The 22813-nt window shown below is 61.9% G+C and carries 25 protein-coding genes; 9 read left to right on the forward strand and 16 right to left on the reverse strand.

The window, feature by feature from the left end; translation table 11 throughout:
• From WC739_RS05315 to eno, 4 genes are all read right to left on the reverse strand, one after another.
• Positions 1 to 1184: pyruvate dehydrogenase complex E1 component subunit beta (locus tag WC739_RS05315; protein WP_372951972.1), on the reverse strand; the 1184-nt coding region annotated here is incomplete at its 3' end.
• A gap of 15 nt (positions 1185 to 1199) precedes the next feature.
• Positions 1200 to 2237 carry a pyruvate dehydrogenase (acetyl-transferring) E1 component subunit alpha gene (pdhA, locus tag WC739_RS05320; protein WP_372951973.1) on the reverse strand — a complete coding sequence of 346 codons (1038 nt, stop codon included), beginning with the start codon at positions 2235 to 2237 and terminating at the stop codon, positions 1200 to 1202.
• A gap of 193 nt (positions 2238 to 2430) precedes the next feature.
• The gene (locus tag WC739_RS05325; RefSeq protein ID WP_372951974.1) at positions 2431 to 2754 is read right to left on the reverse strand and encodes a septum formation initiator family protein; all 324 of its coding nucleotides are present in this window, start codon (positions 2752 to 2754) and stop codon (positions 2431 to 2433) included.
• A gap of 163 nt (positions 2755 to 2917) precedes the next feature.
• Complete coding sequence (gene eno / locus WC739_RS05330) at positions 2918 to 4192, reverse strand: phosphopyruvate hydratase (protein WP_372951975.1); 1275 nt, start codon at positions 4190 to 4192, stop codon at positions 2918 to 2920.
• 199 nt (positions 4193 to 4391) lie between these two features.
• On the opposite strand from eno, the gene WC739_RS05335 reads away from it, so the two are divergent.
• Complete coding sequence (locus tag WC739_RS05335) at positions 4392 to 4520, forward strand: hypothetical protein (protein WP_372951976.1); 129 nt, start codon at positions 4392 to 4394, stop codon at positions 4518 to 4520.
• Between the two features lie 51 nt (positions 4521 to 4571).
• Here WC739_RS05335 and WC739_RS05340 read toward each other — a convergent pair whose 3' ends face one another.
• The 5 genes from WC739_RS05340 to WC739_RS05360 form a co-directional block, all read right to left on the reverse strand.
• A complete protein-coding gene (locus WC739_RS05340; protein ID WP_372951977.1) occupies positions 4572 to 4937 on the reverse strand; it encodes a PRC-barrel domain-containing protein in 366 nt (121 codons plus the stop codon).
• 155 nt (positions 4938 to 5092) lie between these two features.
• Positions 5093 to 5953, reverse strand: coding sequence for a 3-deoxy-8-phosphooctulonate synthase (kdsA, locus tag WC739_RS05345; protein ID WP_372951978.1), 861 nt, complete (start codon positions 5951 to 5953; stop codon positions 5093 to 5095).
• Positions 5950 to 6840, reverse strand: coding sequence for a VOC family protein (locus WC739_RS05350; RefSeq protein WP_372951979.1), 891 nt, complete (start codon positions 6838 to 6840; stop codon positions 5950 to 5952). Before WC739_RS05350 ends, kdsA begins: the two co-directional genes overlap by 4 nt.
• A 408-nt stretch (positions 6841 to 7248) precedes the next feature.
• The gene (locus WC739_RS05355; protein ID WP_372951980.1) at positions 7249 to 7539 is read right to left on the reverse strand and encodes a Dabb family protein; all 291 of its coding nucleotides are present in this window, start codon (positions 7537 to 7539) and stop codon (positions 7249 to 7251) included.
• Positions 7540 to 7636: 97 nt separating this feature from the next.
• Positions 7637 to 7771 (reverse strand): hypothetical protein, encoded by a 135-nt coding sequence (locus WC739_RS05360; RefSeq protein ID WP_372951981.1) that lies wholly within the window; start codon positions 7769 to 7771, stop codon positions 7637 to 7639.
• Positions 7772 to 7958: 187 nt separating this feature from the next.
• On the opposite strand from WC739_RS05360, the gene WC739_RS05365 reads away from it, so the two are divergent.
• The 3 genes from WC739_RS05365 to WC739_RS05375 are packed head-to-tail and all read left to right on the forward strand — an operon-like array spanning position 7959 to position 11474.
• Positions 7959 to 9302 (forward strand): NAD(P)/FAD-dependent oxidoreductase, encoded by a 1344-nt coding sequence (locus WC739_RS05365; RefSeq protein ID WP_372951982.1) that lies wholly within the window; start codon positions 7959 to 7961, stop codon positions 9300 to 9302.
• A 10-nt stretch (positions 9303 to 9312) separates the two neighbouring features.
• Positions 9313 to 10158 (forward strand): DUF1365 domain-containing protein, encoded by an 846-nt coding sequence (locus WC739_RS05370; RefSeq protein ID WP_372951983.1) that lies wholly within the window; start codon positions 9313 to 9315, stop codon positions 10156 to 10158.
• Positions 10159 to 10217: 59 nt separating this feature from the next.
• Positions 10218 to 11474 (forward strand): class I SAM-dependent methyltransferase, encoded by a 1257-nt coding sequence (locus tag WC739_RS05375; protein WP_372951984.1) that lies wholly within the window; start codon positions 10218 to 10220, stop codon positions 11472 to 11474.
• A gap of 121 nt (positions 11475 to 11595) precedes the next feature.
• On the opposite strand, the gene WC739_RS05380 is transcribed toward WC739_RS05375, so the two are convergent.
• Positions 11596 to 12861, reverse strand: coding sequence for an NAD(P)/FAD-dependent oxidoreductase (locus WC739_RS05380; protein WP_372951985.1), 1266 nt, complete (start codon positions 12859 to 12861; stop codon positions 11596 to 11598).
• Positions 12862 to 13057: 196 nt separating this feature from the next.
• On the opposite strand from WC739_RS05380, the gene WC739_RS05385 reads away from it, so the two are divergent.
• On the forward strand, positions 13058 to 13714 hold the full coding sequence (locus WC739_RS05385; RefSeq protein ID WP_372951986.1) for a 5-formyltetrahydrofolate cyclo-ligase: 657 nt from the start codon (positions 13058 to 13060) through the stop codon (positions 13712 to 13714).
• Here the strand turns inward: WC739_RS05385 and WC739_RS05390 are convergent, their stop codons facing one another.
• Positions 13715 to 14188: an Lrp/AsnC family transcriptional regulator gene (locus WC739_RS05390; RefSeq protein ID WP_013531467.1), complete on the reverse strand. Its 474-nt coding sequence runs from the start codon at positions 14186 to 14188 to the stop codon at positions 13715 to 13717.
• A gap of 157 nt (positions 14189 to 14345) precedes the next feature.
• Between WC739_RS05390 and ald the strand changes: the two genes are divergently transcribed.
• Together ald and WC739_RS05400 are read left to right on the forward strand one after the other, a co-directional pair.
• Positions 14346 to 15461: an alanine dehydrogenase gene (ald, locus tag WC739_RS05395; RefSeq protein ID WP_372951987.1), complete on the forward strand. Its 1116-nt coding sequence runs from the start codon at positions 14346 to 14348 to the stop codon at positions 15459 to 15461.
• Between the two features lie 232 nt (positions 15462 to 15693).
• Complete coding sequence (locus WC739_RS05400; RefSeq protein WP_372951988.1) at positions 15694 to 16380, forward strand: outer membrane protein; 687 nt, start codon at positions 15694 to 15696, stop codon at positions 16378 to 16380.
• Between the two features lie 392 nt (positions 16381 to 16772).
• On the opposite strand, the gene WC739_RS05405 is transcribed toward WC739_RS05400, so the two are convergent.
• The 5 genes from WC739_RS05405 to WC739_RS05425 all read right to left on the reverse strand — a co-directional run bounded on the left by WC739_RS05405 (position 16773) and on the right by WC739_RS05425 (position 20711).
• Entirely contained in the window at positions 16773 to 17240 is a 468-nt protein-coding gene (locus WC739_RS05405) for a DUF1203 domain-containing protein (protein ID WP_372951989.1), read from the reverse strand.
• 236 nt (positions 17241 to 17476) lie between these two features.
• Positions 17477 to 18040 (reverse strand): GNAT family N-acetyltransferase, encoded by a 564-nt coding sequence (locus WC739_RS05410; protein WP_372951990.1) that lies wholly within the window; start codon positions 18038 to 18040, stop codon positions 17477 to 17479.
• 5 nt (positions 18041 to 18045) lie between these two features.
• Positions 18046 to 18897 carry a 3-mercaptopyruvate sulfurtransferase gene (gene sseA, locus WC739_RS05415; RefSeq protein WP_372951991.1) on the reverse strand — a complete coding sequence of 284 codons (852 nt, stop codon included), beginning with the start codon at positions 18895 to 18897 and terminating at the stop codon, positions 18046 to 18048.
• Between the two features lie 36 nt (positions 18898 to 18933).
• Positions 18934 to 19677 carry an alanyl-tRNA editing protein gene (locus WC739_RS05420; protein ID WP_372951992.1) on the reverse strand — a complete coding sequence of 248 codons (744 nt, stop codon included), beginning with the start codon at positions 19675 to 19677 and terminating at the stop codon, positions 18934 to 18936.
• A complete protein-coding gene (locus WC739_RS05425) occupies positions 19677 to 20711 on the reverse strand; it encodes a cysteine synthase A (protein ID WP_372951993.1) in 1035 nt (344 codons plus the stop codon). Before WC739_RS05425 ends, WC739_RS05420 begins: the two co-directional genes overlap by 1 nt.
• Positions 20712 to 20913: 202 nt before the next feature.
• Between WC739_RS05425 and WC739_RS05430 the strand changes: the two genes are divergently transcribed.
• The gene (locus WC739_RS05430; protein ID WP_372951994.1) at positions 20914 to 21735 is read left to right on the forward strand and encodes an SDR family oxidoreductase; all 822 of its coding nucleotides are present in this window, start codon (positions 20914 to 20916) and stop codon (positions 21733 to 21735) included.
• Positions 21736 to 21828: 93 nt separating this feature from the next.
• The gene (locus WC739_RS05435) at positions 21829 to 22803 is read left to right on the forward strand and encodes an alpha/beta hydrolase (RefSeq protein WP_372951995.1); all 975 of its coding nucleotides are present in this window, start codon (positions 21829 to 21831) and stop codon (positions 22801 to 22803) included.
• Positions 22804 to 22813 lie beyond the last annotated feature (10 nt).

Consider the following 22813-nt stretch of genomic DNA (forward strand, 5'->3'; position numbering starts at 1 on the left):
TCGAAATCGAGCGGCCGGATCGTGCGCAGGTCGATGATCTCGGCATCGATGCCCAGGCCGCGCAGCTCGGCTTCGGCCTTCACCGCATAGGTCATGCCGATCCCGAAGGAAACGATCGTGACGTCCTTGCCAGATTTGTGGATGCGCGCCTTCCCGATCGGCAGCACGAAATCGTCCAGCTTCGGCACGTCGAACGACTGGCCGTAGAGGATCTCGTTCTCGAGGAAGATGATGGGGTTGGGATCGCGGATCGCGGCCTTGAGCAAGCCCTTGGCGTCGGCGGCGCTATAGGGCATCACCACCTTCAGCCCGGGAATATGGCTGTACCATGCGGCGTAGCACTGCGAATGCTGGGCGGCGACGCGGGCGGCAGCCCCGTTCGGGCCGCGAAACACGATCGGCGCGCCCATCTGGCCGCCGGACATGTAGAGGGTCTTGGCGGCCGAGTTGATGATCTGGTCGATCGCCTGCATGGCGAAGTTGAAGGTCATGAACTCGACGATCGGCTTCAGGCCGGCCATCGCCGCGCCGACTCCCACGCCGGCAAAGCCGTGTTCGGTGATCGGCGTGTCGACGACGCGACGCGGCCCGAACTCCTGCAGCAATCCTTGCGTAATCTTGTAGGCGCCCTGGTATTCGGCGACCTCCTCGCCCATCACGAAGACGTCTCCGTCACGGCGCATTTCCTCGGCCATCGCGTCGCGCAACGCTTCGCGAACCGTGGTCGAGACCATCTCGGTGCCAGCAGGAATGTCCGGATCGGCGGCGATCTCGGTTTTTGGCGCGGCTGCCACGGGTGTAGGGGCAGGCTTTTCAGCCTGCTTTTCATCCGCCGGGGCTTTTTCCACCGGAGCTTTTTCCTCGGCCACGGGAGCGTCTGCCTTCGGCGGTGCTTCCGCCTTTGCGGGAGCAGCGGCCTTGCCGATATCGGAGGCGCTCTCGCCCTCCTGCAACAGGACCGCGATCGGCGTGTTGACCTTGACCCCTTCGGTGCCGGCAGCGACCAGGATCTTGCCCAGCGTGCCCTCATCGACGGCTTCGACTTCCATCGTCGCCTTGTCGGTTTCGATCTCGGCGATGACGTCGCCGGCGACAACCTTGTCGCCCTCGTTCTTCAACCACTTGGAAAGATTGCCCTCTTCCATGGTCGGCGAAAGGGCGGGCATGAGAATTTCGATCGGCATGTCCTTGCCCTCCCGTTACAATACGATATCGGTCCAGAGCTCAGACGGATCCGGCTCCGCGTCGTTCTGGGCAAATTCGGCGGCATCGGCAACGACGTCGCGAACCTCCTTGTCGATGGCCTTCAATTCGTCCTCGGTCGCCCACTTCTTCTCGATCAGCCGTGCCTTGACCTGCTCGATCGGGTCATGCTCCGAGCGCATCTTCTGCACTTCTTCCTTTGAGCGGTACTTCGCCGGATCGGACATCGAGTGGCCGCGGTAGCGATAGGTCTGCATCTCGAGGATCAGCGGGCCATTGCCGGAACGGCACCATTCGGTAGCCATGTCGCCGGCCGCCTTGACGGCCCGCACGTCCATGCCGTCGACCTGGATGCCGGGAATCTTGAAGGAGGCGCCGCGATGCGAAAAATCCGTCTCGGCCGAAGAGCGGGAGACCGAGGTGCCCATCGCGTAGCGGTTGTTCTCGATGATGTAGATCACCGGCAGCTTCCACAGCGAGGCCATGTTGAAGCTTTCATAGACCTGGCCCTGGTTGGCCGCGCCATCGCCGAAATAGGTCAGCGAAACATTGTTGTTGTCACGATAGCGGTTGGCGAAGGCGAGACCCGTGCCCAGCGACACCTGAGCGCCGACAATGCCGTGGCCGCCATAAAAGTGCTTTTCCTTGGAGAACATGTGCATGGAGCCGCCCTTGCCCCGGGACAGCCCCCCGCGGCGGCCGGTCAATTCGGCCATGACGCCGCGCGGCGAAAGCTCCATCGCCAGCATGTGGCCATGGTCGCGATAGGCGGTAATCATCTGGTCGCCGTCGATCAGCGCCATCTTCATGCCGGTGACGACAGCCTCCTGTCCTATATAGAGATGGCAGAAGCCGCCGATGAAGCCCATGCCGTAGAGCTGGCCGGCCTTCTCCTCGAAACGACGGATGAGCAGCATGTGCCGATAGGCGGCAAGCTCTTCGTCCTTGGTGAAGTCGACGGGCTTTGGTGTCGAAAGCCCTGATTTTCCATCGGATTTGGATTTCGCAGGCGCTTTTCTGGCGGCGGTGGCCATGCATAACTCCCTGTTGCGTCTCTTCGCGGACATTGGAGCAAGATCAAATCCGCTCCGGGGAGATCAGCGCCTCCCCATCGATTTCCGGGAGGCTAACACGCGTAACAGCGTTGCGCCATGCCGAATTTGCATAGCTGGCATGCGACTAACCGTTTAAAATCATTGAAAATATTGGCGATTAACCAGATAACGGTTATTTTGCTGGAGCCGGCAGCATGATGGTGATTTCGTCGGCCTGGGACAGGTTGAGCGCCCGGCGCGCCTGCTCGTCGAGCATGTCCTTCTCCAGCGTGCCTTCGTGCATGAGGCGAACGCGGCGTTCGAGCTCCATCCGGCGCGCCTTGATCGCGTCGAGTTGCCCCTGCAAGGCGACCGTCTGGGCTTCCAGCTGATATTTCGAATTGATGCCGAACTCGCCATGGTAGGCGTGGAAGCCGAAATAGGCCAGGAAGGCCACGCAAAGCGAGGGTATGATCAGCCGGCCGGTGTTTCTCTGCTTGTGCTGACGCGTCCACATCGCCCGTTCCCTCGCGGCCGCGGACTCAAGGCGGCTCCCGATCTTTTTGGCCCGATTGTGCTTAACGGACGGTTACGCAGCGCCGGCCCGGCGGCAACGAAATGAAAAAGGGCGGGAATGACCCGCCCTTTGTTTCGACATTCATCGAACCGTTTGGCTCGGTTCAACCCTTCAGCACCGACTTGCCGGCGTAAAGCGCCTGCTTGCCCAGCTCTTCCTCGATACGGATGAGCTGGTTGTACTTGGCCATTCGGTCCGAGCGCGACAGCGAGCCGGTCTTGATCTGTCCGCAATTGGTGGCGACGGCGAGATCGGCGATGGTCGAATCCTCGGTTTCGCCCGAGCGGTGCGACATGACGGCGGTGTAACCAGCTTTGTGCGCGGTCTCGACGGCGTCGAGCGTTTCGGTCAGCGAGCCGATCTGATTGACCTTGACCAGGATCGAATTGGCGACGCCCATGCGGATGCCGTCGCGCAGCCGCGCGGTGTTGGTGACGAACAGATCGTCGCCGACCAGCTGCGTCTTCCTGCCGATGAGGTCCGTCAGGAACTTCCAGCCTTCCCAGTCATCCTCCGCGAGGCCGTCCTCGATCGAGATGATCGGATAGTCGGCGGCCAGCTTGGCGAGATATTTGGCCTGGGTCTTCGGGTCGCGAGTCTTCTTCTCGCCCTCATAGACGTAATTGCCATCCTTGAAGAATTCCGTCGCCGCGCAATCCAGGCCGAGCGCGACCTCCTCGCCCGGCTTGAAGCCGGCCTGCTCGATCGATTCCATGACGAAATCAAGCGCCACCGGCGCGCTCTTCAAGTTCGGCGCGAAGCCGCCCTCGTCGCCGACATTGGTGTTGTGGCCGGCGTCCTTCAGCTTCTTCCTGAGCGTGTGGAAGATCTCCGAACCCCAGCGGACGCCTTCGCGCAGCGTCGGCGCGCCGATCGGCAAGATCATGAACTCCTGGAAGTCGATCGGATTGTCGGCATGCGCGCCGCCATTGATGATGTTCATCATCGGCACGGGCAGGATATGCGCCTTGGTGCCGCCGACATACCGGTAGAGCGGCAGGCCGGCAGCTTCTGCGGCCGCCTTGGCCACCGCCAGCGAAACGCCGAGAATGGCGTTGGCGCCAAGCCGGCTCTTGTTGGGCGTACCATCGAGTTCGATCATGGTCTGGTCGATATGGATCTGGTTCTCGGCTTCCATGCCGCCGATCGCCTCGAACAGTTCGCCATTGACCGCTTCGACGGCTCTCAGCACGCCTTTGCCGAGATAGCGGGCGCCGCCGTCGCGCAGTTCAACCGCTTCGTGAGCGCCTGTCGACGCGCCGGACGGCACGGCGGCGCGGCCCATAGAGCCGTCTTCGAGAATCACATCGACCTCGACGGTCGGATTTCCACGGCTGTCCAGGATTTCACGCCCGACAATGTCGATGATGGCGGTCATTGCTATGTCCCCGATTGATCGATGAAGCGTTGGCGCCCGTCTTAGCCAAAGCAACGCAAAAGGCAATCGGCCGAGCGGCGAATCTTGAGACGCACGCGATTCACGAAGCGCGAATTCCTGTCATCATAAGTCATGTCCGCGGGCATTTGATTTAAGCTATGGGTGTCTCCGCGCGGGGCGAAACGAGAGGAGTTTCGCCATGTCTGAGTTAAGCGGTATTGTCAGTCTTTTGCTGATCGCGGCTGCGTTCCTGACCTCATGCGACAATCAGCAGTCTCCACCCAAGGCCATGGCGCCGCTGCAGATCAGCGGCCAGGCGGCATATTGAATCAAAGGGGGCGCCAGTGATGGCGCCCCCTTTGATTTCAACGTCCGAAGCTCAGTGCCAATACGGCGTGACCTTGAAATATTCATAGGACGCGTCGCGCGCGGTTTGGCCGTCGGCTCCCGCCAGTTCGTTGATCGAGTAGGCAGGGGCCGCCTGCAACTCATCCTTGGAGAACGGCACGACATAGCCGCCCTTGTCCTTGTCATAATCGAGGCTCGCCCAGGGAACCGCGTGATATTTCTCACCGATGCCAAGAAAGCCGCCGAACCCGATCACCGCGAACATGATCCCATTCGACGTCTTGTCCAGCATGATGTCCTCGATGCTGCCGATGCTCGTGCCTTCGGTGTTGTAAACCGAGGTGCCGATGACTCGCGAAGCGGCGATGGCTTCAGTATGGCCTGTCTGGGTCGTCATGATCTGCTCCTCATGTCATTAAATGATACTTTGACAATGAGCAGCCGGAACGAAAGTTCCCTCATTTGTTAAGGCCTGAGCCGGCAAACCCGACAAACAGAACCTCCCGCCCGAGCATCATCCGCGCTTACAAACGCCGGCAGCAAGCGCTTGCTTCAGCGACCCTTCGCGATACGATCGAATGCCATCAGCTTTTCCAGCAGGGCCGGCATGTCCTTCAGCGGCAGCATGTTCGGGCCGTCGGAAGATGTCGAATGGTCAGGGTCCTGGTGGGTCTCGATGAAGACGCCGGCGACGCCGACAGCGACGGCCGCGCGGGCCAGCGTCTCGACAAAGCGACGCTCGCCACCTGATGAGCCGCCCTGCCCGCCCGGCTGCTGAACCGAATGCGTGGCATCGAAGATGACCGGCGCTCCGATCTCGGCCATGATCGGCAAGGCACGCATGTCCGAGACCAGCGTGTTGTAGCCGAAGGACGCGCCACGCTCGGTGGTGAGCACATTGGCGTTGCCGGAACCGGTAATCTTGGCGACAACGTTCTTCATGTCCCAGGGAGCGAGGAACTGCCCCTTCTTCACGTTGATGACCTTGCCGGTTTTCGCGGCGGCGACCAGCATGTCGGTCTGGCGCGACAGGAAGGCTGGTATCTGCAGCACATCGACATGCGGTGCGACGATCGCACATTGCTCCTCGGTGTGCACATCGGTCAGAACGGGAAGCGAAAATTCCTTCCGAAGTTCGTCGAAGACGGGAAGCGCCGCGTCCATCCCGGCACCCCGCGTCGCTGACAGCGAGGTGCGATTGGCCTTGTCATAGCTGGTCTTGTAGACGAGGCCGATGCCGAGCTTGCTGGTCAATTCCTTCAGTGCGCCGGCCATGTCGAATGCATGCTGGCGCGATTCGAACTGGCATGGGCCGGCGATCAGCGACAGCGGCGCGCTGTTGTCGAAGACGACAGTGCCGACGGTAACCGACGAGTTGGGCCCCATGGAATTGGCCGCTTGGGGGTTGGTCATGGAATCTCCCGGAAGATGAAAGCCACGCCCTGCCCCGGCGCAGGCGGCACGACGATATCCTTGCCCGATATATCGTGCTGGATGGCGTTGCTCGCAAGCAGCCTCGATGTGGCATCGATGCGGTCGACCGAAAAGACGACGGCGGCAAAGCGAAGGTCCGTCGGCGGGCCGGACGGCAGGACAAAGCGCGAGGTGAAGGACGCCGGATCGAGGACGCTAAGGACCGCGTTCGGCAAGTGAAACGCGCCGCCCTGCTCTTCGGGGACGGGAGCGTTTATTGCCACCGAAATCAATCGATGCTGGTCGACAGGCCGGTCGCTGACCGCCACGATCTCGACAATCCCGGTGGCGCCGTTGGCATGAGCTTGCAAAGCCGCACGGTCCACCTTCGGCGCATTGACCCGCTCGCAGGCGAACAGGAAAGCGTCCGTCGCCTCGCGGCCAGATGCGAAGGCGAGCTTGAAGGAGGCAATCTCACTCTTTCCGGCCGTATCCGTGAAGGCGCGCGAAAAGCTCAGCTTATCTCCGGCTGACAGGCCGGCATCGACAAAACGGGCATGGTCGGCATCCGCATCGGCGGTGCCCAGGACGACCGCGGAAAACCCCTCGTCGCCAAGGACGTCGCGATAGAGACGGTCACGCGCGACAAAGACATTGCCGTCGGCAATAGCCTGCATGGCGGCCTGTTGATTGCCGACCGCGAGGGGTTCGAGATACGTGCCGTCGGCGAGGAAGACGCAGCAATTTTCTGTCCCGAACGGATGAATGCCGGTGGGCGCGACAACGAAGCCAAGGGAACCAAGCCGCCGTCGCGCGCCCTCGACGCTCTGCGTCGGCAGCACCAGATGATCGAGCGGATGAGTGCTGGATGAGGCTGTTCGGATCATGCCGGCGCGATGTGCATCATTCCGCGCCGCGGTTCAAGGCTTGATCGTGATCGTCGCCCCCAGATGGCGTCGCAACATTCAAGCGAAATACTCCCCCGTCTCTTCTGCCGCATCAAGAATTGACGTTAGGATATCCCCCGCGTGGGGGATGCTCCGAATTCCGGTGTGAACCATGGTCACGCGGTGTGCGATTCGACACCGACCGACTCTGGTTGCCCTGCCCCACGGCTGAAACTGATTGACGATGACGGGCAACAGCATGCTCAGGCTCGTGGACCATTGCCGGATCTGTCGCATTGGACGAGGTGAAGGCTTGGCGAAGGGCCCGCAACCTGCCCGGCGACCTCCATGTGCTGCCAGGCTATTTCGTGGGCGCCGAGAAACGCGCTTGCTTGAGCGCGGCCTCGGTCAGGTCCTTGCCACGACGTCGGCGGAATAACGCATTTCGCGCAAGGGTTTGACCTTGCTGGTTGTCTGCGCGTAGAGCGGGTGCGCCTTGTAGGCGGCCAAAGCCGCGTGATCGGCGAATTCGGCGTAGACAACGACATCGACCTCGTCCGACAGCGGATCAACCTTGGTGTTGAGGGTCACCTCGAAAAGACTGGAATGAGGAATTTCTCCCAGCGCCAGCAGGCCGGTGCGCACCGCCTCCACATCCTCTTTGCGCCGCGCGCTGAAGAAAACGATATGCCGGATCAACCCCGCCTCCTCGATCTGATTGCCGGGGTCTTTTGTGTCGGCATGAGGGGTGCGTCAACCGGCAGGATGTCGCGGCGGCAGGTCGTTCTTGTCGAGGCTAGAACTTGGCGGTGACGTATCGCACCGCATGGCTCACTTGCCTGACCGTAGTGTCAAGGTACCGGCCCTGATTGTAGAGGCCATCCCAGATCAGGAAAAACGCAAGCGCGCTGATAATGATTACGTAACGCATGCCTAAAGCTATCGCATCATCTGGCCCGCCGCCATAGGCGTATTGGCGACTTTGGCTCGGATCGTCGCAGACAAGCGAAAGACACCGCCGTCGTGAAACTCGGCGGCGATTGGCCCGTACCTTTCATTGACCACGCCTTGGCGTGCAGGTGCCGCCCAGAGCGGACGAGTCGATGCAAGGGGACCAGATGAATATCGTGCCTATCAACCGTGGCGGAGATGGCGGCAGGAAGAAAATAGCTGTGATCGGGTCGGGAGTTTCGGGAGCTGCGGCGGCGTGGGCGCTTCACCCCACGGCCGATGTGACGGTGTTCGAGGCATCCGATCGCGCGGGCGGGCACACCGCGACGGTGGATATTGACTATGACGGCACGCCGATCTCGGTCGACACCGGTTTCATCGTCTACAATCAACTCGCCTATCCTAACCTTTGCGCGCTGTTCTCGCATCTCGGCGTCGCCACCCACGAGAGCGACATGGGTTTTTCGCTGTCGCTTGACGGCGGCAAGCTCGAATGGTGCGGCTCGACGCTGCGCACGATATTCGCGCAGAAGCGCAATTTCTTCTCGCCCGGATTTCTGTGGATGCTGCGCGAGATCCTGCGCTTCAACAAGGAATGCGTTGTCGATCGCGACAGCGGCTCGCTCGGCCATACGACCATCGGCGACTATCTCGAGAAGAAGGGCTATTCGGCGGCATTCCGCGACAATTACCTGATGCCGATGGCAGCCGCGATCTGGTCGACCCCAAGGGCCAGGATGCTCGACTATCCGGCCACGAGCTTCATCTCGTTCTTCGAGAACCACCGCCTCATCCACGGCGAGCGCCCGACATGGCGCACCGTCAGCGGTGGCTCGCGCAATTACCTGCGCAAATTGCTGGCCCCGCTCGGTTCCCGCGTGCGGCTCTCTAGCCCGGTCAGGACCATCGTCCGCGATGCGTACGGCGTCACCGTTTGGGCGGGAGACCAGCCCTCCGACCGATTCGACGCCGTGATCATCGCGGCTCACAGCGATCAGGCGCTCGCCATGTTGGGCGATGCGTCCAACGTCGAGGAGACGGTTCTTTCCTCGATTCCGTACCGGCCCAATCGCGTCGTCCTGCACCGTGACACCAGGCTGATGCCCAAGCGCCGGGCCGCGTGGGCGGCGTGGAACTATCTGCGCTCGTCCTGCGACCGGGACGAGCCCGAAGTCTCGGTCACCTACTGGATGAACAAGCTGCAGGGCATCGATGCGGCCAAGCCGCTCTTCGTTTCGCTCAATCCCGTAGTAGAGCCACGCAAGGATCTGGTGTTCGGCGAATGGACTTTCGACCATCCGCAATACGACGCCCGCGCCTTGTCCGCGCAGGCTCGGCTCGATGACATCCAGGGCGTGCGCGGTACCTATTTCGCGGGTGCCTGGACTGGCCATGGCTTTCATGAAGATGGACTGCGTTCCGGGCTTGCGGCGGCTGTGGCACTCGGTGCTAAGGTGCCATGGCATGCCGTCCCCAGCGAATTTCCCGAGCGCGCCATGGCGGCGGAATAGTGCAGACCCGATGACCAGGAAGCGCGTCTCGACCATGGCAGTAAACGGACCGCCGCCAAGAGCGGCGGGCGTGCTCTACCCTGGCGAGGTCATGCATGCGCGGCTAAAGCCGTTCGGCCACCGCTTCACCTACTCGGTCTTTTCCTTGCTGGTCGACATCGATCGACTGGCCGAACTGGGCCGCGCGACCTTCTTGCTGGGGGTCAACCGCCGGGGCCTGTCCTCATTCCACGAAAGCGACCATGTCGAGCGTGGCGGCGAAACGCTGCGGGCCTTTGCCGACCGGTTGCTCGCCGGCGCGGGATTGACCGTACCGGCCGCGCGCGTCCTGCTGCTCGCCTATCCGCGCATACTGGGCTACGTCTTCAATCCGATCTCGGTCTATTTCTGCTACGACAGGGCGGACAGGCTGATCGCCATGATCTATGCCGTCCGCAACACATTCGGTGAGCGGCACACCTACGTCGCCCCGGTCGAGGTGGGGGATCTCAGTGAGGCCGGCGTGCGCCAGGCGCGAACCAAGATCTTCCATGTATCGCCATTCATCGACATGGGCGCGCGCTACAACTTCCACATATTGCCGCCGGGCAAGGTGGTGCGCCTGCGTATCCATGAAACGGAAAAGGGCGAACCGTTGCTGTCGGCGACCTTTGTCGGCGAGAGCAGAAAACTTGGTACAGCCCAGCTTGCAGGCTGCCTCTTGAAGTTCCCCCTCATGACGTGGAAGATTGTGGCCGGGATTCACTGGGAAGCGCTGAAGCTCTGGTTGAAGGGCGCGCGCTTTCGTTCGAGCCCGCCCGCCGCCGAACCGGTCAGCTACCGGGATCAGGCGACGGCGTTCGAACCTGGCGAATGATCCAAGAGAACCGTGGCCGGGCAATTGGGGCCGGCACCACGGAAATCCAGGGGCATGAGATGGCGCAAAAGGAACATCTTGGCATTTCGTTGAGCGAGGCGGTGAGGCTTGACGAGTTCAATTTCGCCGAGATCGTCAAGGGCCTGCCGGCCAAGGCGCGCATGGTGCTATCCGCGGCGATGAACCTGCCGCGCGGCTCGCTCAAGGTCAGGATGCCGGACGGCCGTGCCGTTCTCGTGGGGGGCAAGGGCCCCGGTCCGGACGCGGAACTTGTTCTCAAGAACTGGCGCCTGCCCGGCCGCGCTTTTTCCGGCGGCACGATCGGCGTTGCCGAATCCTACATGGACGGCGATTGGGAGAGCCCTGACGTCACCAGCTTCCTCGAATTGTTCGTGGTCAATTCTGCGACCGGCGAGCGTATCGCAGGAGGTGCAAGCTGGCTCATCAACACGGTCCAGCGCATTCGCCATTGGTTCAACGAGAACACGCGCACCGGCTCGCGGCGCAATATCTCCGCCCATTACGACCTCGGCAACTCCTTCTACAAGGAATGGCTCGACCCGAGCATGACCTATTCGTCGGCGCTCTACGCCAACGGCGCCAACGACCTGGAAAGCGCACAGGCCGCGAAATACCGGGCGCTGGCCAAGGATACAGGGATCGGACAACGTGATCGCGTCCTCGAGATCGGCTGCGGCTGGGGCGGTTTCGCCGAATTCGCGGCGCGCGAGATCGGCTGCCACGTGACGGGCCTGACGATCAGCCGTGAGCAGCACGACTATGCCCAGGCCCGGATACAAAAGGCCGGACTTGGCGAGAAGGTCGACATCAAATTGCAGGATTATCGCGACGAGACAGGCACCTACGATCGCATTGCTTCCATCGAGATGTTCGAGGCCGTTGGTGAAAAGTACTGGCCCGTCTTCTTCGGCAAGATGAAGTCCTGCCTGAAGCCCGGCGGCACCGCCGGCCTGCAGATAATTACCATCAACGAAGACTCCTATGAAACCTATCGCGCCAGGCCCGATTTCATCCAGCGCTATGTGTTTCCCGGCGGCATGCTGCCGACGCCATCCATCCTCAAGGCGCTGGGCACGGATCATGGCCTCGCCCAATTGCGCGAGCGCGTGTTTCCGCAGGACTATGCACGCACGCTCGCCGAATGGCGCGAACGATTCTGGGGATCGTGGGAGAAGATCGTCCCGCTCGGCTTCGACGATCGCTTCAAGAAGCTCTGGGAATTCTATCTCCACTATTGCGAAGCCGGCTTTCGTGCCAGCTACATCGACGTTCGCCAGGTAGTCTACAAGGCGTAGGTGACGTAGCTGCTGACGGCTCGGAAAGGGGGCGTGGTCGAACCGAACCGGTTCGAGACGGATGTCTCATTCGACGACCTTGCCCGACGGCTCGAGTGCGCGAATCGTCCGACTGCGGAATTCAGCCCTTGTCCTCGTCACCCTGGGTGATCAGTCGGGCACTGCGCTGGCCGGTCGCGTAGATCCATAGCCAGCTTAGCGACACCGCCAGCCGGTTTCGAAAGCCGATCAGGAAATAAATGTGGGCTACTCCCCACAGCCACCAGGCCGCCCAGCCGGTCAGCTTGAACCAGCCCAAATCGATCACCGCCGCACGCTTGCCGATGGTGGCGAGATCGCCATCATGCCTGTAGCGGAAAGGACGCGGGGTCGCGTCGCCGGCCAGGCGCGCCTTCAGCGTGGCAGCGACATGCTGGCCCTGTTGCTTGGCGGCCGGCGCAACGCCGGGGACAGGCCGCCCATCCGGTCGCAACACATGCGCGGCATCGCCGATGACGAAAATTTCCGGGCTGCCGGGCACCGTGAGATCGGGCTCGACGAGCACCCTCCCCGCCCGGTCGGCTTCAGCGCCAAGCCACTCGGCGGCCGGCGATGCGGCGACACCCGCGGCCCACAGGATGGTTCTCGCGGCCAGTTGCCTGTCGCCAAAGACCACGCCCTCCGCGTCGCACCGTGTCACGGCCCGGCCGAGTTCGATCGTCACGCCCAGCCGTTCGAGCGCCTTTTCGGCATAGTCGGAGAGCTTTGGCGCGAAATTGGCAAGGACGCGATCACCTGCCTCGATCAAGACAACCCGTGCCTGGCGTGTATCGATGTTGCGGAATTCGCCACGCAGCGTGTCGTGCGCCAACTCGATGATGGTGCCGGCCAGTTCCACGCCGGTCGGCCCACCGCCGACGATTGCGATGGTCAGCAGCGCCTGGCGCTTGATGGGATCGGTCTCCCGCTCGGCCTGCTCGAAGGCCAGCAGGATGCGCCGCCTGATCGTGGTTGCATCCTCCAGCGTCTTCAGGCCCGGCGCGAAAGGCTCCCATTCGTCATGGCCGAAATAGGCGTGGCGGGCACCGGTGGCCAGCACCAGCGTGTCGTAGGCGACCGCACTGCCGTCGTCGAGCAGCACGCGTTTGCCGGGGCGGTCGACGCCGACGACATTGGCGAGCAGCGTGGTCACATCCTTGCGCTTTCGCAAAAGGTGCCGGATCGGCCAGGCAATCTCGGACGTTGCCAGCGCCGTGGTCGCAACCTGGTAAAGCAGCGGCTGGAAGAGGTGGTGGTTACGCTTGTCGATCATGGTTATGCGCACCGGCGTGCCACCAAGTGCTCGGGTGAATTCCAGACCGCCGAAACCCGCGCCGACGACGACGACATGATGGCTGGCCTCACTCATCTCACTCACCCCGGTGGATCGAAGCTGAAATAGGAGTTCTTGTGCGCCGCAACAATGCCTCGGCTCTTGCGTCTCCCCCGGTGCCTGGTGCGCCACGCTCGCCGATTTCGCTGCGGAGTCGCCGTGTAGTGTCGGGAATGCACATGCCGGATGCTCCTGCCCCGGTATAGCCTCGCGCGACACATTGAGGTGACACATGGCTAAAGATCACGAAGACGGGGGTCCGGCGCAATATCCTTCGTCGCCCTCCTCTACGCACGAACCGGGCCCCGAGGCTGGACCGACTTCGAGCGACTGGAGCGATGTCAAACGATGGCGCAAGGCCGAGCGTGAGCGCTTGATCGCGGCCCGGCTTGCCGTTTCTCCCGACACGCGCGCAGCAATGTCGCATCTTATCGCCGAGGGCCTCGACACCATCATCGGCGATGTCGCCGGCCGCATGGTCAGTCTCTACTGGCCGTTTCGTGGCGAGCCGGACCTGCGGCACTGGATGGCGTCCATCAATGCACGTGGCGGCCGCACCGCACTGCCCGTCGTCATCGAAATCGGCCAGCCGCTGATCTTTCGCGCCTATGTGCCCGGAGACCGGCTGGACAAAGGCGTCTGGAACATACCGATCCCGGCCGAGGGCGACCCTGTGCTGCCGGACGTGGTCATATCGCCGATCGTCGGCATCGACCCCGGCAACTATCGCCTGGGCTATGGCGGCGGATTCTTCGACCGCACGCTGGCGGCGATGCCGTTCAAGCCGCTGGTCATCGGCGTCGGTTACGAACTGCAGCGCATGGCAACGATCCATCCGCAGCCGCACGACATTCCGATGGACCGGGTCGTTACGGAGGATTCGCGCTAGCTAGGCCATCTCCGGCTTCATGCCCATCGCGGTTCGATCGACGATCTCGCGCAGGGCGAAGGAGGAATTGATCTTGGTGACGTGCGGCATCGCCGACAGCCACTCCTTATGGATGCGCTCATAGTCGACGAGATCCTTGGCCGCGATGCGCAGGATGTAATCGTACTCCCCCGACATCAGGTGGCAGGACAGCACATTGGGGCAGCGCTTGATCGCTGCCTCGAAATCCGACAGTGTTTTTTCGAACTGTCCAGACAGCGAGATGTGTACGATCGCCGTCATCTGATGACCAAGCGCCGCGTTGGAGAGACGCGCGTGATAGCCACGGATGGTCCCCGACTTCTCCAGATTGTCGAGCCGGCGCGAGCAGGCCGACTGCGACAGGCCGACCTTCTCGGCAAGGGCCGCGTTGGGTATCCGGCCGTCCTTCTGCAATGCCTCCAAAATGGCGATATCAATCCTATCGAGCGGCATTATTCGTGAATCCTGCGAACATATCACTGTTTTGCGCAACGATTATCGAAACAAGAGGATCCGCGCAAGCGCATTCGCAAAGACCTGCGCCACGATTCGTGGTTCAATTCTCCCATACAGGGAACGAGCCCCCAAGGGCCGGATCAGGAGAAGAAGAATGCGCGTCGGCTGCCCCAAGGAAATCAAGAATCATGAGTATCGCGTCGGGCTGACGCCCGGTGCTGTCCGCGAATATGTCGCCCATGGCCATGAAGTGCTGGTCGAAACCGGCGCCGGCGCCGGAATCGGCGCCGATGACAATGCCTATCGGGCCGCCGGCGCCACCATCGCCAGGACCGCCGCCGACGTGTTCGCCAAATCGGACATGATCGTCAAGGTCAAGGAGCCGCAGCCCAATGAATGGGCGCAGCTTCGCGAAGGCCAGATCCTGTACACCTATCTCCATCTGGCACCGGACCCGGAGCAGACCAAGGGACTGCTTGCTTCGGGCGTGACTGCAATCGCCTATGAGACGGTCACCGATGACCGTGGCGGCCTGCCGCTGCTGGCGCCGATGTCGGAAGTCGCCGGACGACTTTCGATCCAGGCGGGCGCCACGGCGCTGCAGAAGGCCAATGGCGGCCGCGGCGTGTTGTTAGGCGGCGTGCCCGGCGTACTGCCAGGCAAGGTCACCGTGCTCGGTGGCGGCGTGGTCGGGCTGCATGCGGCCAGGATGGCGGCGGGGCTCGGCGCCGACGTCACGATCATCGACCGCTCGATCCCGCGCCTGCGCCAGCTGGATGATCTGTTCGCCGGCCGCGTCCACACCCGCTATTCGACGGTCGAGGCGCTCGAAGAAGAGTGCTTTTCGGCTGACATCGTCGTTGGGGCCGTCCTGATTCCCGGCGCCGCCGCACCAAAGCTGGTCACGCGCGAAATGCTGTCCGGCATGAAGAAGGGCGCGGTGCTGGTCGACGTCGCCATCGACCAGGGTGGCTGCTTCGAGACCTCTCACGCCACCACGCATGCGGAGCCGACCTACGAGGTTGACGGCATCATCCATTATTGCGTCGCCAACATGCCCGGCGCGGTGCCGGTGACGTCCGCCCACGCCCTCAACAATGCGACGCTGCATTATGGCCTCCAGCTTGCCGACAAGGGCCTGAAGGCGCTGATCGACGACCATCACCTGCGCAACGGCCTCAACGTACACAAGGGCAAGATCACCAATCGGGCGGTCGCCGAAGCGCTCGGTTACGAGCTGGTCGAATCGAAAGCCGTTCTCGCTGCCTGATTCGCAACTCGTGCGCTGATCGATGATGCCGGCGGCGGTGGCCGCCGACAATTTTTTGCCGCGCATTGTCCAAAATCTCACCTTGAAATGCTCAAAGCCATTTCAACCAAAGATTACAAAGAGGCAGCATGGCCCAAGGGGCGTTCGTTTATCCCCGCTGTTGCAATTTTGCTACAGACAAAGCGGGGGAGCCCGGTTAGTCATGACAAATCAATAGGCAAGGGGCAATGTAATGAAACGTTCTATCCTTCTCGCGGCCGCAGCTGTCGTCGCTATCTCTTCCCACGCTTTTGCAGCGGACGCGGTCGTGGAAACACCAGTCGGTGACGCCGCAACCTGGACGGGCCTTTACTTCGGTGGTTTCGCCGGCGGGTCATTCGGCGATACCGATTTCGAGGCAGGCCCAAGCGGTGGCCCTACCCTACTCGGACTTTCGGTCTCGGCCAGCGGGTTCACTGGTGGTGGCCAGATCGGTTACGATTGGCAGGTCGACAATTTCGTGTTCGGCGCCGTGGCTGATATCGCGTTCAGCGATTACAAGGCAAAAGTATCCGCCGAGATTATTCCTTTCGGCTCAGGCGAGGCGGAATCGAAGCTGCAATATCTCGGCACAGTTCGTGGTCGCCTGGGATACGCATGGGATCGCGCCCTGATCTACGGCCATGGCGGTTTGGCCTATGGCAAGTCGGAACAGACGATCTCCTTTAACGGCAATGAGATATACAGCGGTAGCAAGACCCGTACTGGCTGGACCGTAGGTGCCGGTATTGAGTACAAGCTGACGGATCATGTGTCGTTTGGAACGGAATACGCCTATGTCGATCTTGGCAACAAATCGATCTATGATGATGGCGACACCTTCGTGAATGAAGATTTGAAGTTCCACACGATCAAGGCGCTCGTAAACTACCGCTTCTAATCGCCTCGGCCGATTTATAGACTCTCGGCTGCCGGCCAACCCTTCGATCGGTGACAAACCCCGCCAATGGCGGGGTTTTTCTTTGATGACAGCCTTTTTGGCGATACAGGCACCGTTAGTGTCTGGCGGCAGACACCGCTCTATTCCTAATGCTATGCGTTGCGTCGCGACCAGGGAGTGGGAGGCGCTACGGCTAACACCTTGGAACCAGCGCACCACGAGCGAAGCCGTGCTCACAGGCAACAAAAAAGCGGAGCCAAGGCCCCGCTTCCTAGAAGTCGAGATTGCCGCCGGTTCATCCGCGGTCGGCCAATCGATCGACAATGACCTTTTAGCGCGACAATGCGACGGGAGTGCGACAGCCGTTTCAGTCGGCAGCCGAGCCTTGCCCGTCAGGCCCGGTCGATCCTGCACTGGTAGCAATTGTTGCGCGCTGAACGGACATGCACGTAGGCGATGTCGCCGCGTCCAAACAGGGTCTCTGTCCGCTCTGCGATTGTCCCGGTCGGGATGACGCCGCCGCTGCCGTAGACGATGCGGTCGCCCCGGTCGTAGCCGCGCACGATATAATCAGGACTTTCAAGAATCTCCGGCAGCGCTTCATCTTCGGTGGCCCGCTCGCATTCTTCGGCGTGCAGGAAGATCGGCCCGGTCTCCGCATAGGGCTGTAGCTTGGGGAATGGCCGGTAGGCCAGAACAAGGTAGCCCTGCCCCGCAGCGATGTTCTTCAGGCAGTGCCGGCAAGGCACGCCGTCTCCGTCCGAGACCTTCAACTCCGGCATATAACCGTACGCGTCAGGCCCACCGCGCTGCAGGGCCCTGACAGGTTCGGTGGGTAGGGCTTTGAAGTGGATGGGCATGACAAGATCTCCGTTTCCATTGACCGGAGATTATTTGCCAGCACCGATGCTTCCCACCCGATTCATGCAAAGGATACGGTACGGCCAAGCGTCGGTTGTCGCTAAAAGCGCGGTGATTGTAAGCCGGCTTATTTATTGTTAAGCCGGGCCGGGGATTGGCGAATTGATGACTTGGCAACCACTACCTAACGTGGAACGAAGCCTCGATATTCGAACCGTTCAGAAGCCGGCTTAGGTTACGGCCGCATGACACTGGCCGAGCGTTCCAGGAAGGGCATGGGACGAACGGTTTCCTTCTTCTGCGCCACTGGCGTGAAGCCGAGCTTCTGGTAGAGCGGCAGCGCCGCGGGATGGTCCAGCGTGCAGGTCTGCACCGTCACCCGCCGCGGTCCATACGACCATGCCGCCGTGATCGCCGCGCCCAGGAACCAGCGGCCGATGCCTTGCCCGGTGGCATGCTCCATCATGCCGAAATAGGCAAGCTCCACCTCGTCAGGCAGATGCGGCTTGAGATCGAAGAACCCGGCGGGCGCCCCGTCGAGGTAGAGCACCCGGATGTCACGGTCCTCACGGTGTATGCCGGCTGAAAGTTCTTCGTCATCCAGCCTCAACACGTTGACCCAGTGCCATTTACGCCCCACCCGGTCCATCAGGTAACGGTAAAAATGGAGAGGAATGTCCTTGGTCTTCAGCAGCGCGATCTGGCGGTTGTAGGGCACGGGGGGCGAATACGCCGGCGGCACATGCATCTCGAGAAAGGTCACCGTGACGCCGATGTCCCGCGGTGTGCCGTTTTCCATCGTCATCATTCCTTGCCGGTCACCACGGGCGTATCGGGGAGCGAACCCCATTCCGCCCAGGAGCCGTCGTAAAGCCTGTTGTCGCTATGGCCAAGCGTTTCCAGCGCCAGCGTGATGACCGCCGCCGTGACGCCCGAACCGCAGGAGGTGATGACCGGTTTGGAAAGATCGATGCCTGCCTCCTCTATGGCCTTGCGCAGGCTGTCCTTGGACTTCAGCACGCCGTTCTCAGAAAGCGTCGAATAGGGAACGTTGTGCGCGCCGGGCATATGGCCGGAACGGATTCCGGCGCGGGGCTCGGGCTCCGCTCCCGTGAAGCGGCCGGGCCCACGGGCATCGGCGATCTGGCTTTCGCCGGTCTCGACGATCCGGCGCATGTCGGCCAGGCTTGCCACCCGAACGGCGTCGAAATCGGCATGAAACACGTTCGGTGCGATCTTTGTCGGCTCCGCCGTTACCGTCCGGCCAGCGGCTTTCCAGCCGTCAAGGCCGCCTTCCAGGATATAGGTCTGGAAGACCCCCATCACCCGGAACATCCACCAGGCGCGCGGCGCCGAGAAAAAGCCTGGGCCGTCATAGACGACGATCGTGTCGTCCGCCGAAATGCCCATCGCACCGACGTATTGCGCGAAATGCTGTGCCGTTGGCAGGGTGTGCGGCAGAGGGGAATTCGGATCCGAAATCGCATCCTGATCAAGAAACCGGGCGCCTGGAATATGCGCCGCTTCATATTCGGCGCGGGCGTCGCGATTCTGTGCCGGGAGATACCAGGACGCGTCAATGATCGTCAGGCCTGGTTGGCCCAGTCGGTCCTGCAGCCAGTCCGCATCGACGGTGAAAGGACTGTCTTCAGCCATTTGTCTCTCCTGCTTTGCTTGGCGGCGACTTGCTTGTCAGACCGCCGGCATCGGACCAAAACGGATGCGGAAGCGCCGGTTCTCGCGGCCCTTCTTCTCGATCTTGCCGATATGGATCTCACCGACTTCGCCGGTGCTTTTGACATGCGTGCCGCCACATGGCTGACTGTCGACCGAACCGTTGTCGCCGATGCAGACCAGGCGGATCTTGCCGGTGCCGACCGGCGGGCGCACGTTCTTTGATTTCACCAGGCCGGGGTTGGCCGCCAGTTCGTCGTCGCTGATCAGCCTGGTGAAGATGGGATGATCGGCCCGCACCAGATCCATCAGGCTCGCCGTCACCTCTTCCTTGCTGAAGCTGGCATCGGGAATGTCGAAGTCGACCCGGCTGTCATCCTCCGCAACAGAAGCACCCGTTATGGGAAATGGGCAGGCGACCGTCAGCAAATGACAGGCCGCGTGCATGCGCATCAACAGGTGCCGCCGCTCCCAATCGATCGCCAAGCCCAGTTTCTCGCCGACGGCCGGCAGGCCCTGCCCCGGCGCCGGCACGTGAATGATCTCCTCCTTGCTTTCACCGGTGATGGTGGCGGTAATGGCGATGCTGCTGCCATCGGCGCGCTCGAGATGGCCCGTATCGCCTGGCTGGCCACCCGACGTGGCGTAGAAGATCGTCCTGTCGAGAAGGATGCCGCCGCGGTCGTTCACGGCAACGACAGTCGCGTCAGCCCTGCGCAGATAGGCATCGTCGCGAAATAGCGCTTGTGTCTTGTACGCCATCAATCGACCTCTTCGAACGGCACCGAGATGGTGCTCCGCTCTTCCATCCAATGCGGGACCGGCAGGTTCTTCTCACGCAGGAACTCCGGGTTGAAGAGCTTCGACTGGTAACGTGTGCCATAGTCGCAAAGAATGGTCACGATGGTGTGGCCGGGGCCGAGTTCCCTGGCCAGCCGGATCGCGCCGGCGATGTTGATGCCGGACGAGCCGCCGAGGCAGAGACCTTCCTCCTGGATCAGGTCGAAGACGATCGGCAGCGCGTCCTCGTCCTTGATCTGGAAGGAGAAGTCAGGCGTGAACCCTTCGAGATTGGCGGTGATGCGCCCCTGCCCGATGCCTTCGGTGATCGAACTGCCCTCGGCCTTCAGCTCGCCGCTGGTGTAGAAATTGTAGAGCGAGGCGCCCAGCGGATCGGCGAGCGCGATCTTGACGTCCTTGCTCTTTGCCTTCAGCCCCATGGAGACTCCGGCCAGCGTCCCACCCGAGCCGACAGCCGAAACGAAACCGTCGACCTTGCCGCCGGTCTGGCTCCAGATCTCCTCGGCCGTGGTGCGGATGTGGCCATCGCGGTTTGCGGTGTTGTCGAACTGGTTGGCCCAGATGGCACCGTTCGGCTCCGTCCTCGCCAACTGCTCGGCCAGCCGTCCCGACAGTTTCACGTAATTGTTCGGGTTCTTGTAAGGCACGGCGGGCACCTCGATCAGCTCCGCGCCGAGCAGCTTGATCGTATCCTTCTTTTCCTGGCTCTGCGTGTCGGGAATGACGATGACCGTGCGATAGCCAAGCGCCTTGGCCACCAGCGTCAGCCCGATCCCGGTATTCCCGGCCGTCCCCTCGACGATGACGCCACCGGGCTTCAGCAAACCGCGTTGCTCGGCGTCGCGGATGATGAACAGGCCGGCACGATCCTTGACCGACTGACCAGGGTTCATGAATTCGGCCTTGCCCAGGATCTCACAACCGGTTTCTTCCGAAGCCTTGTTGAGGCGGATCAGGGGCGTGTTGCCGATCACGTCGATCACAGAGCGGTTCATTTAGGATTCCTTGTGAAGGTGCGCGAAACCCTAGAAACCCGAAGCATCGGTTTCAAGGCAAGAATTTGCCTGGTCCAGTCGCTTTCCGGCACCAAACCTGCCTCGCGCTCCACCGTTCATTTCCGTACCGCGTTCAAAAGTCCCCTTTTCATTCAATTCCTTCATCGCTAGAGCAGGCAGGCAGAAGTCCACAGGGCGCAGCATGACACTCTATCGGGCAAACCCGAAGCACGGCGTCGCCTGGATCACCGGCGGCAGCAGCGGTATCGGCCGCGCGCTGGCCAGGGATCTTGCGTCGCAGGGCTACGCCGTCGCCGTGACGGCACTCGACGACCAGCCGATCGACACGCTTGCCGTCGAGACCGCACAGATGCCGGGCAGCGTCACCGCCTTCCCCTGCGATGTCACCGACGAGCCGCGCATGGCCAGAACGGTCGCCGCCATCGAAAAGCAGCTCGGCCCCATCGTGCTGGCTGTCTTCAACGCCGGAAACTACATTTCCACGCCAGGGGAGGCACTCGTCGTCGACGATTTTCGTCGCTCCTTCGACGTCAACTATTTCGGGATTATCAACGGCTTGGTGCCTGTCATGGAACGCATGCGCGTGCGTGCCCGCGGCCACATTGTCCTCGTCGGCTCGGTCACTGCCTATTTTGGCTGGCCGACCACGGCCGCCTATGGCGGCACCAAGGCGGCCATCAATATCCTGGCCGAGTCGCTGAAATATGATTTTGACAAGATGAATGTGCGGATCCAGGTGTTCAATCCGGGCTTCGTGGACACGCCGCTGACCGCCAAGAACATGCTGCCGATGCCGGGCCTGATGCCGGTCAACCGGGCGTCGCGCCGCATGGCGCGGGGCATCAAGTCCGGCGGCTTCGAAGTGAATTTCCCTCGTCGGACGAGCTGGCCGCTGAAACTGCTCAGTCTGCTGCCGAGGCCAGTGTGCCGATGGGTTATCGGCATCATGACCAATTGGAAGGCGCGCCCGTTGCATTACGACCGCAAGCCGCCAAGCGAATAACGCTGGTCGAAGCGGCTGGCCTCCCACCCTTGACCGACGTTGCCTGTTTGTGGGCGCGGTCATAATTTGAGACATTGTTGCGTGGAGTTCGCGATGGGGCGACTGATCGTGCTTGCTGTACTGGGCGTCGTCGTCTTCCTTGCGCTGGCGTTTGTACTCGGTCCACGTGTAGCAGTGGACACCACGATCCGTTTCGATCCAACGGTCATCGGTGACGATCCGCAGGCCTATGTGGCAAAGGTGGAAGCCGCGGTGCCCGGAATTCGCGACGGGCTGGAGAAGGAGATAGTGTGGGCCAACCCAATGGTTCATGCCAGGACGCCGCTCGCGATCGTCTATATCCATGGCTTTTCCGCATCGAAGGGCGAGATCCGGCCATTGCCGGACGATGTGGCCGACCAACTGGATGCCAATCTCTACTACACCAGGCTTACCGGCCACGGGCAGGACGGCGCGGCGATGACGCAAGGCAGCGTCAATGCCTGGATCAACGACTATGAGGAGGCGATCGCCATCGGCCGGGCGATCGGCGACAAGGTCATCGTCATCTCGACCTCGACAGGCGGCTCGCTGGCAGCGTGGGCGGCAACGCAGCCGGACGGGTCGAACGGGGTGGCGGCGATCGCGTTCATCTCGCCGAATTTCGGCGTGAGGGCATCCGGTGCCGAAATCCTGACCAAGCCGTGGGGCCAGCAGATCGCCCAGCTTGTCGCCGGCACCGAACGCGGCTTCGTGCCGCGCAACGCGCTGCACGAGAAATTCTGGACCCACAGCTATCCGATGGCCGCGACACTGCCCATGCAAGCCCTGACTGAGCTCGCCTACGCTGCTCCGGTGGAGAAGGCGACGATCCCCGCGCTGTTCATCTTTTCGGATTCTGACAAGGTCGTGCGGGCGGAGCGCACTCGCGAGATCGCCGCCCGCTGGGGTGGCGAGCACGAACTGGTCCCCATTGAAACCACCGGCGATCCCGACAATCACGTCATTGCCGGTGATGCCCTGTCGCCATCGACCACCGCTTTTCTCGCCCAAAGGATCGTGGTGTGGATCCAGGCGGTGGTGAAGTAGGTTCGCACGA

The organism is Mesorhizobium sp., assembly GCF_041661565.1.
Taxonomy (GTDB): domain Bacteria; phylum Pseudomonadota; class Alphaproteobacteria; order Rhizobiales; family Rhizobiaceae; genus Mesorhizobium.

Bases quoted from the DNA above. Each gene is read 5' to 3' on its own strand.
- WC739_RS05340 (WP_372951977.1), bottom strand. From the start codon at position 4,937: ATGACGACCCAGACAGGCCATACTGAAGCCATCGCCGCTTCGCGAGTC.
- WC739_RS05400 (WP_372951988.1), top strand. From the start codon at position 15,694: ATGAAACGTTCTATCCTTCTCGCGGCCGCAGCTGTCGTCGCTATCTCT.
- WC739_RS05420 (WP_372951992.1), bottom strand. From the start codon at position 19,677: ATGGCGTACAAGACACAAGCGCTATTTCGCGACGATGCCTATCTGCGC.
- kdsA (WP_372951978.1), bottom strand. From the start codon at position 5,953: ATGACCAACCCCCAAGCGGCCAATTCCATGGGGCCCAACTCGTCGGTT.
- WC739_RS05435 (WP_372951995.1), top strand. From the start codon at position 21,829: ATGGGGCGACTGATCGTGCTTGCTGTACTGGGCGTCGTCGTCTTCCTT.
- ald (WP_372951987.1), top strand. From the start codon at position 14,346: ATGCGCGTCGGCTGCCCCAAGGAAATCAAGAATCATGAGTATCGCGTC.
- WC739_RS05390 (WP_013531467.1), bottom strand. From the start codon at position 14,188: ATGCCGCTCGATAGGATTGATATCGCCATTTTGGAGGCATTGCAGAAG.
- WC739_RS05380 (WP_372951985.1), bottom strand. From the start codon at position 12,861: ATGAGTGAGGCCAGCCATCATGTCGTCGTCGTCGGCGCGGGTTTCGGC.
- WC739_RS05365 (WP_372951982.1), top strand. From the start codon at position 7,959: ATGAATATCGTGCCTATCAACCGTGGCGGAGATGGCGGCAGGAAGAAA.
- WC739_RS05350 (WP_372951979.1), bottom strand. From the start codon at position 6,840: ATGATCCGAACAGCCTCATCCAGCACTCATCCGCTCGATCATCTGGTG.
- WC739_RS05360 (WP_372951981.1), bottom strand. From the start codon at position 7,771: ATGCGTTACGTAATCATTATCAGCGCGCTTGCGTTTTTCCTGATCTGG.
- WC739_RS05425 (WP_372951993.1), bottom strand. From the start codon at position 20,711: ATGAACCGCTCTGTGATCGACGTGATCGGCAACACGCCCCTGATCCGC.
- eno (WP_372951975.1), bottom strand. From the start codon at position 4,192: ATGACCGCCATCATCGACATTGTCGGGCGTGAAATCCTGGACAGCCGT.
- WC739_RS05430 (WP_372951994.1), top strand. From the start codon at position 20,914: ATGACACTCTATCGGGCAAACCCGAAGCACGGCGTCGCCTGGATCACC.
- WC739_RS05370 (WP_372951983.1), top strand. From the start codon at position 9,313: ATGACCAGGAAGCGCGTCTCGACCATGGCAGTAAACGGACCGCCGCCA.
- sseA (WP_372951991.1), bottom strand. From the start codon at position 18,897: ATGGCTGAAGACAGTCCTTTCACCGTCGATGCGGACTGGCTGCAGGAC.
- WC739_RS05375 (WP_372951984.1), top strand. From the start codon at position 10,218: ATGGCGCAAAAGGAACATCTTGGCATTTCGTTGAGCGAGGCGGTGAGG.
- WC739_RS05410 (WP_372951990.1), bottom strand. From the start codon at position 18,040: ATGGAAAACGGCACACCGCGGGACATCGGCGTCACGGTGACCTTTCTC.
- WC739_RS05405 (WP_372951989.1), bottom strand. From the start codon at position 17,240: ATGCCCATCCACTTCAAAGCCCTACCCACCGAACCTGTCAGGGCCCTG.
- WC739_RS05385 (WP_372951986.1), top strand. From the start codon at position 13,058: ATGGCTAAAGATCACGAAGACGGGGGTCCGGCGCAATATCCTTCGTCG.
- WC739_RS05325 (WP_372951974.1), bottom strand. From the start codon at position 2,754: ATGTGGACGCGTCAGCACAAGCAGAGAAACACCGGCCGGCTGATCATA.
- pdhA (WP_372951973.1), bottom strand. From the start codon at position 2,237: ATGGCCACCGCCGCCAGAAAAGCGCCTGCGAAATCCAAATCCGATGGA.
- WC739_RS05335 (WP_372951976.1), top strand. From the start codon at position 4,392: ATGTCTGAGTTAAGCGGTATTGTCAGTCTTTTGCTGATCGCGGCTGCG.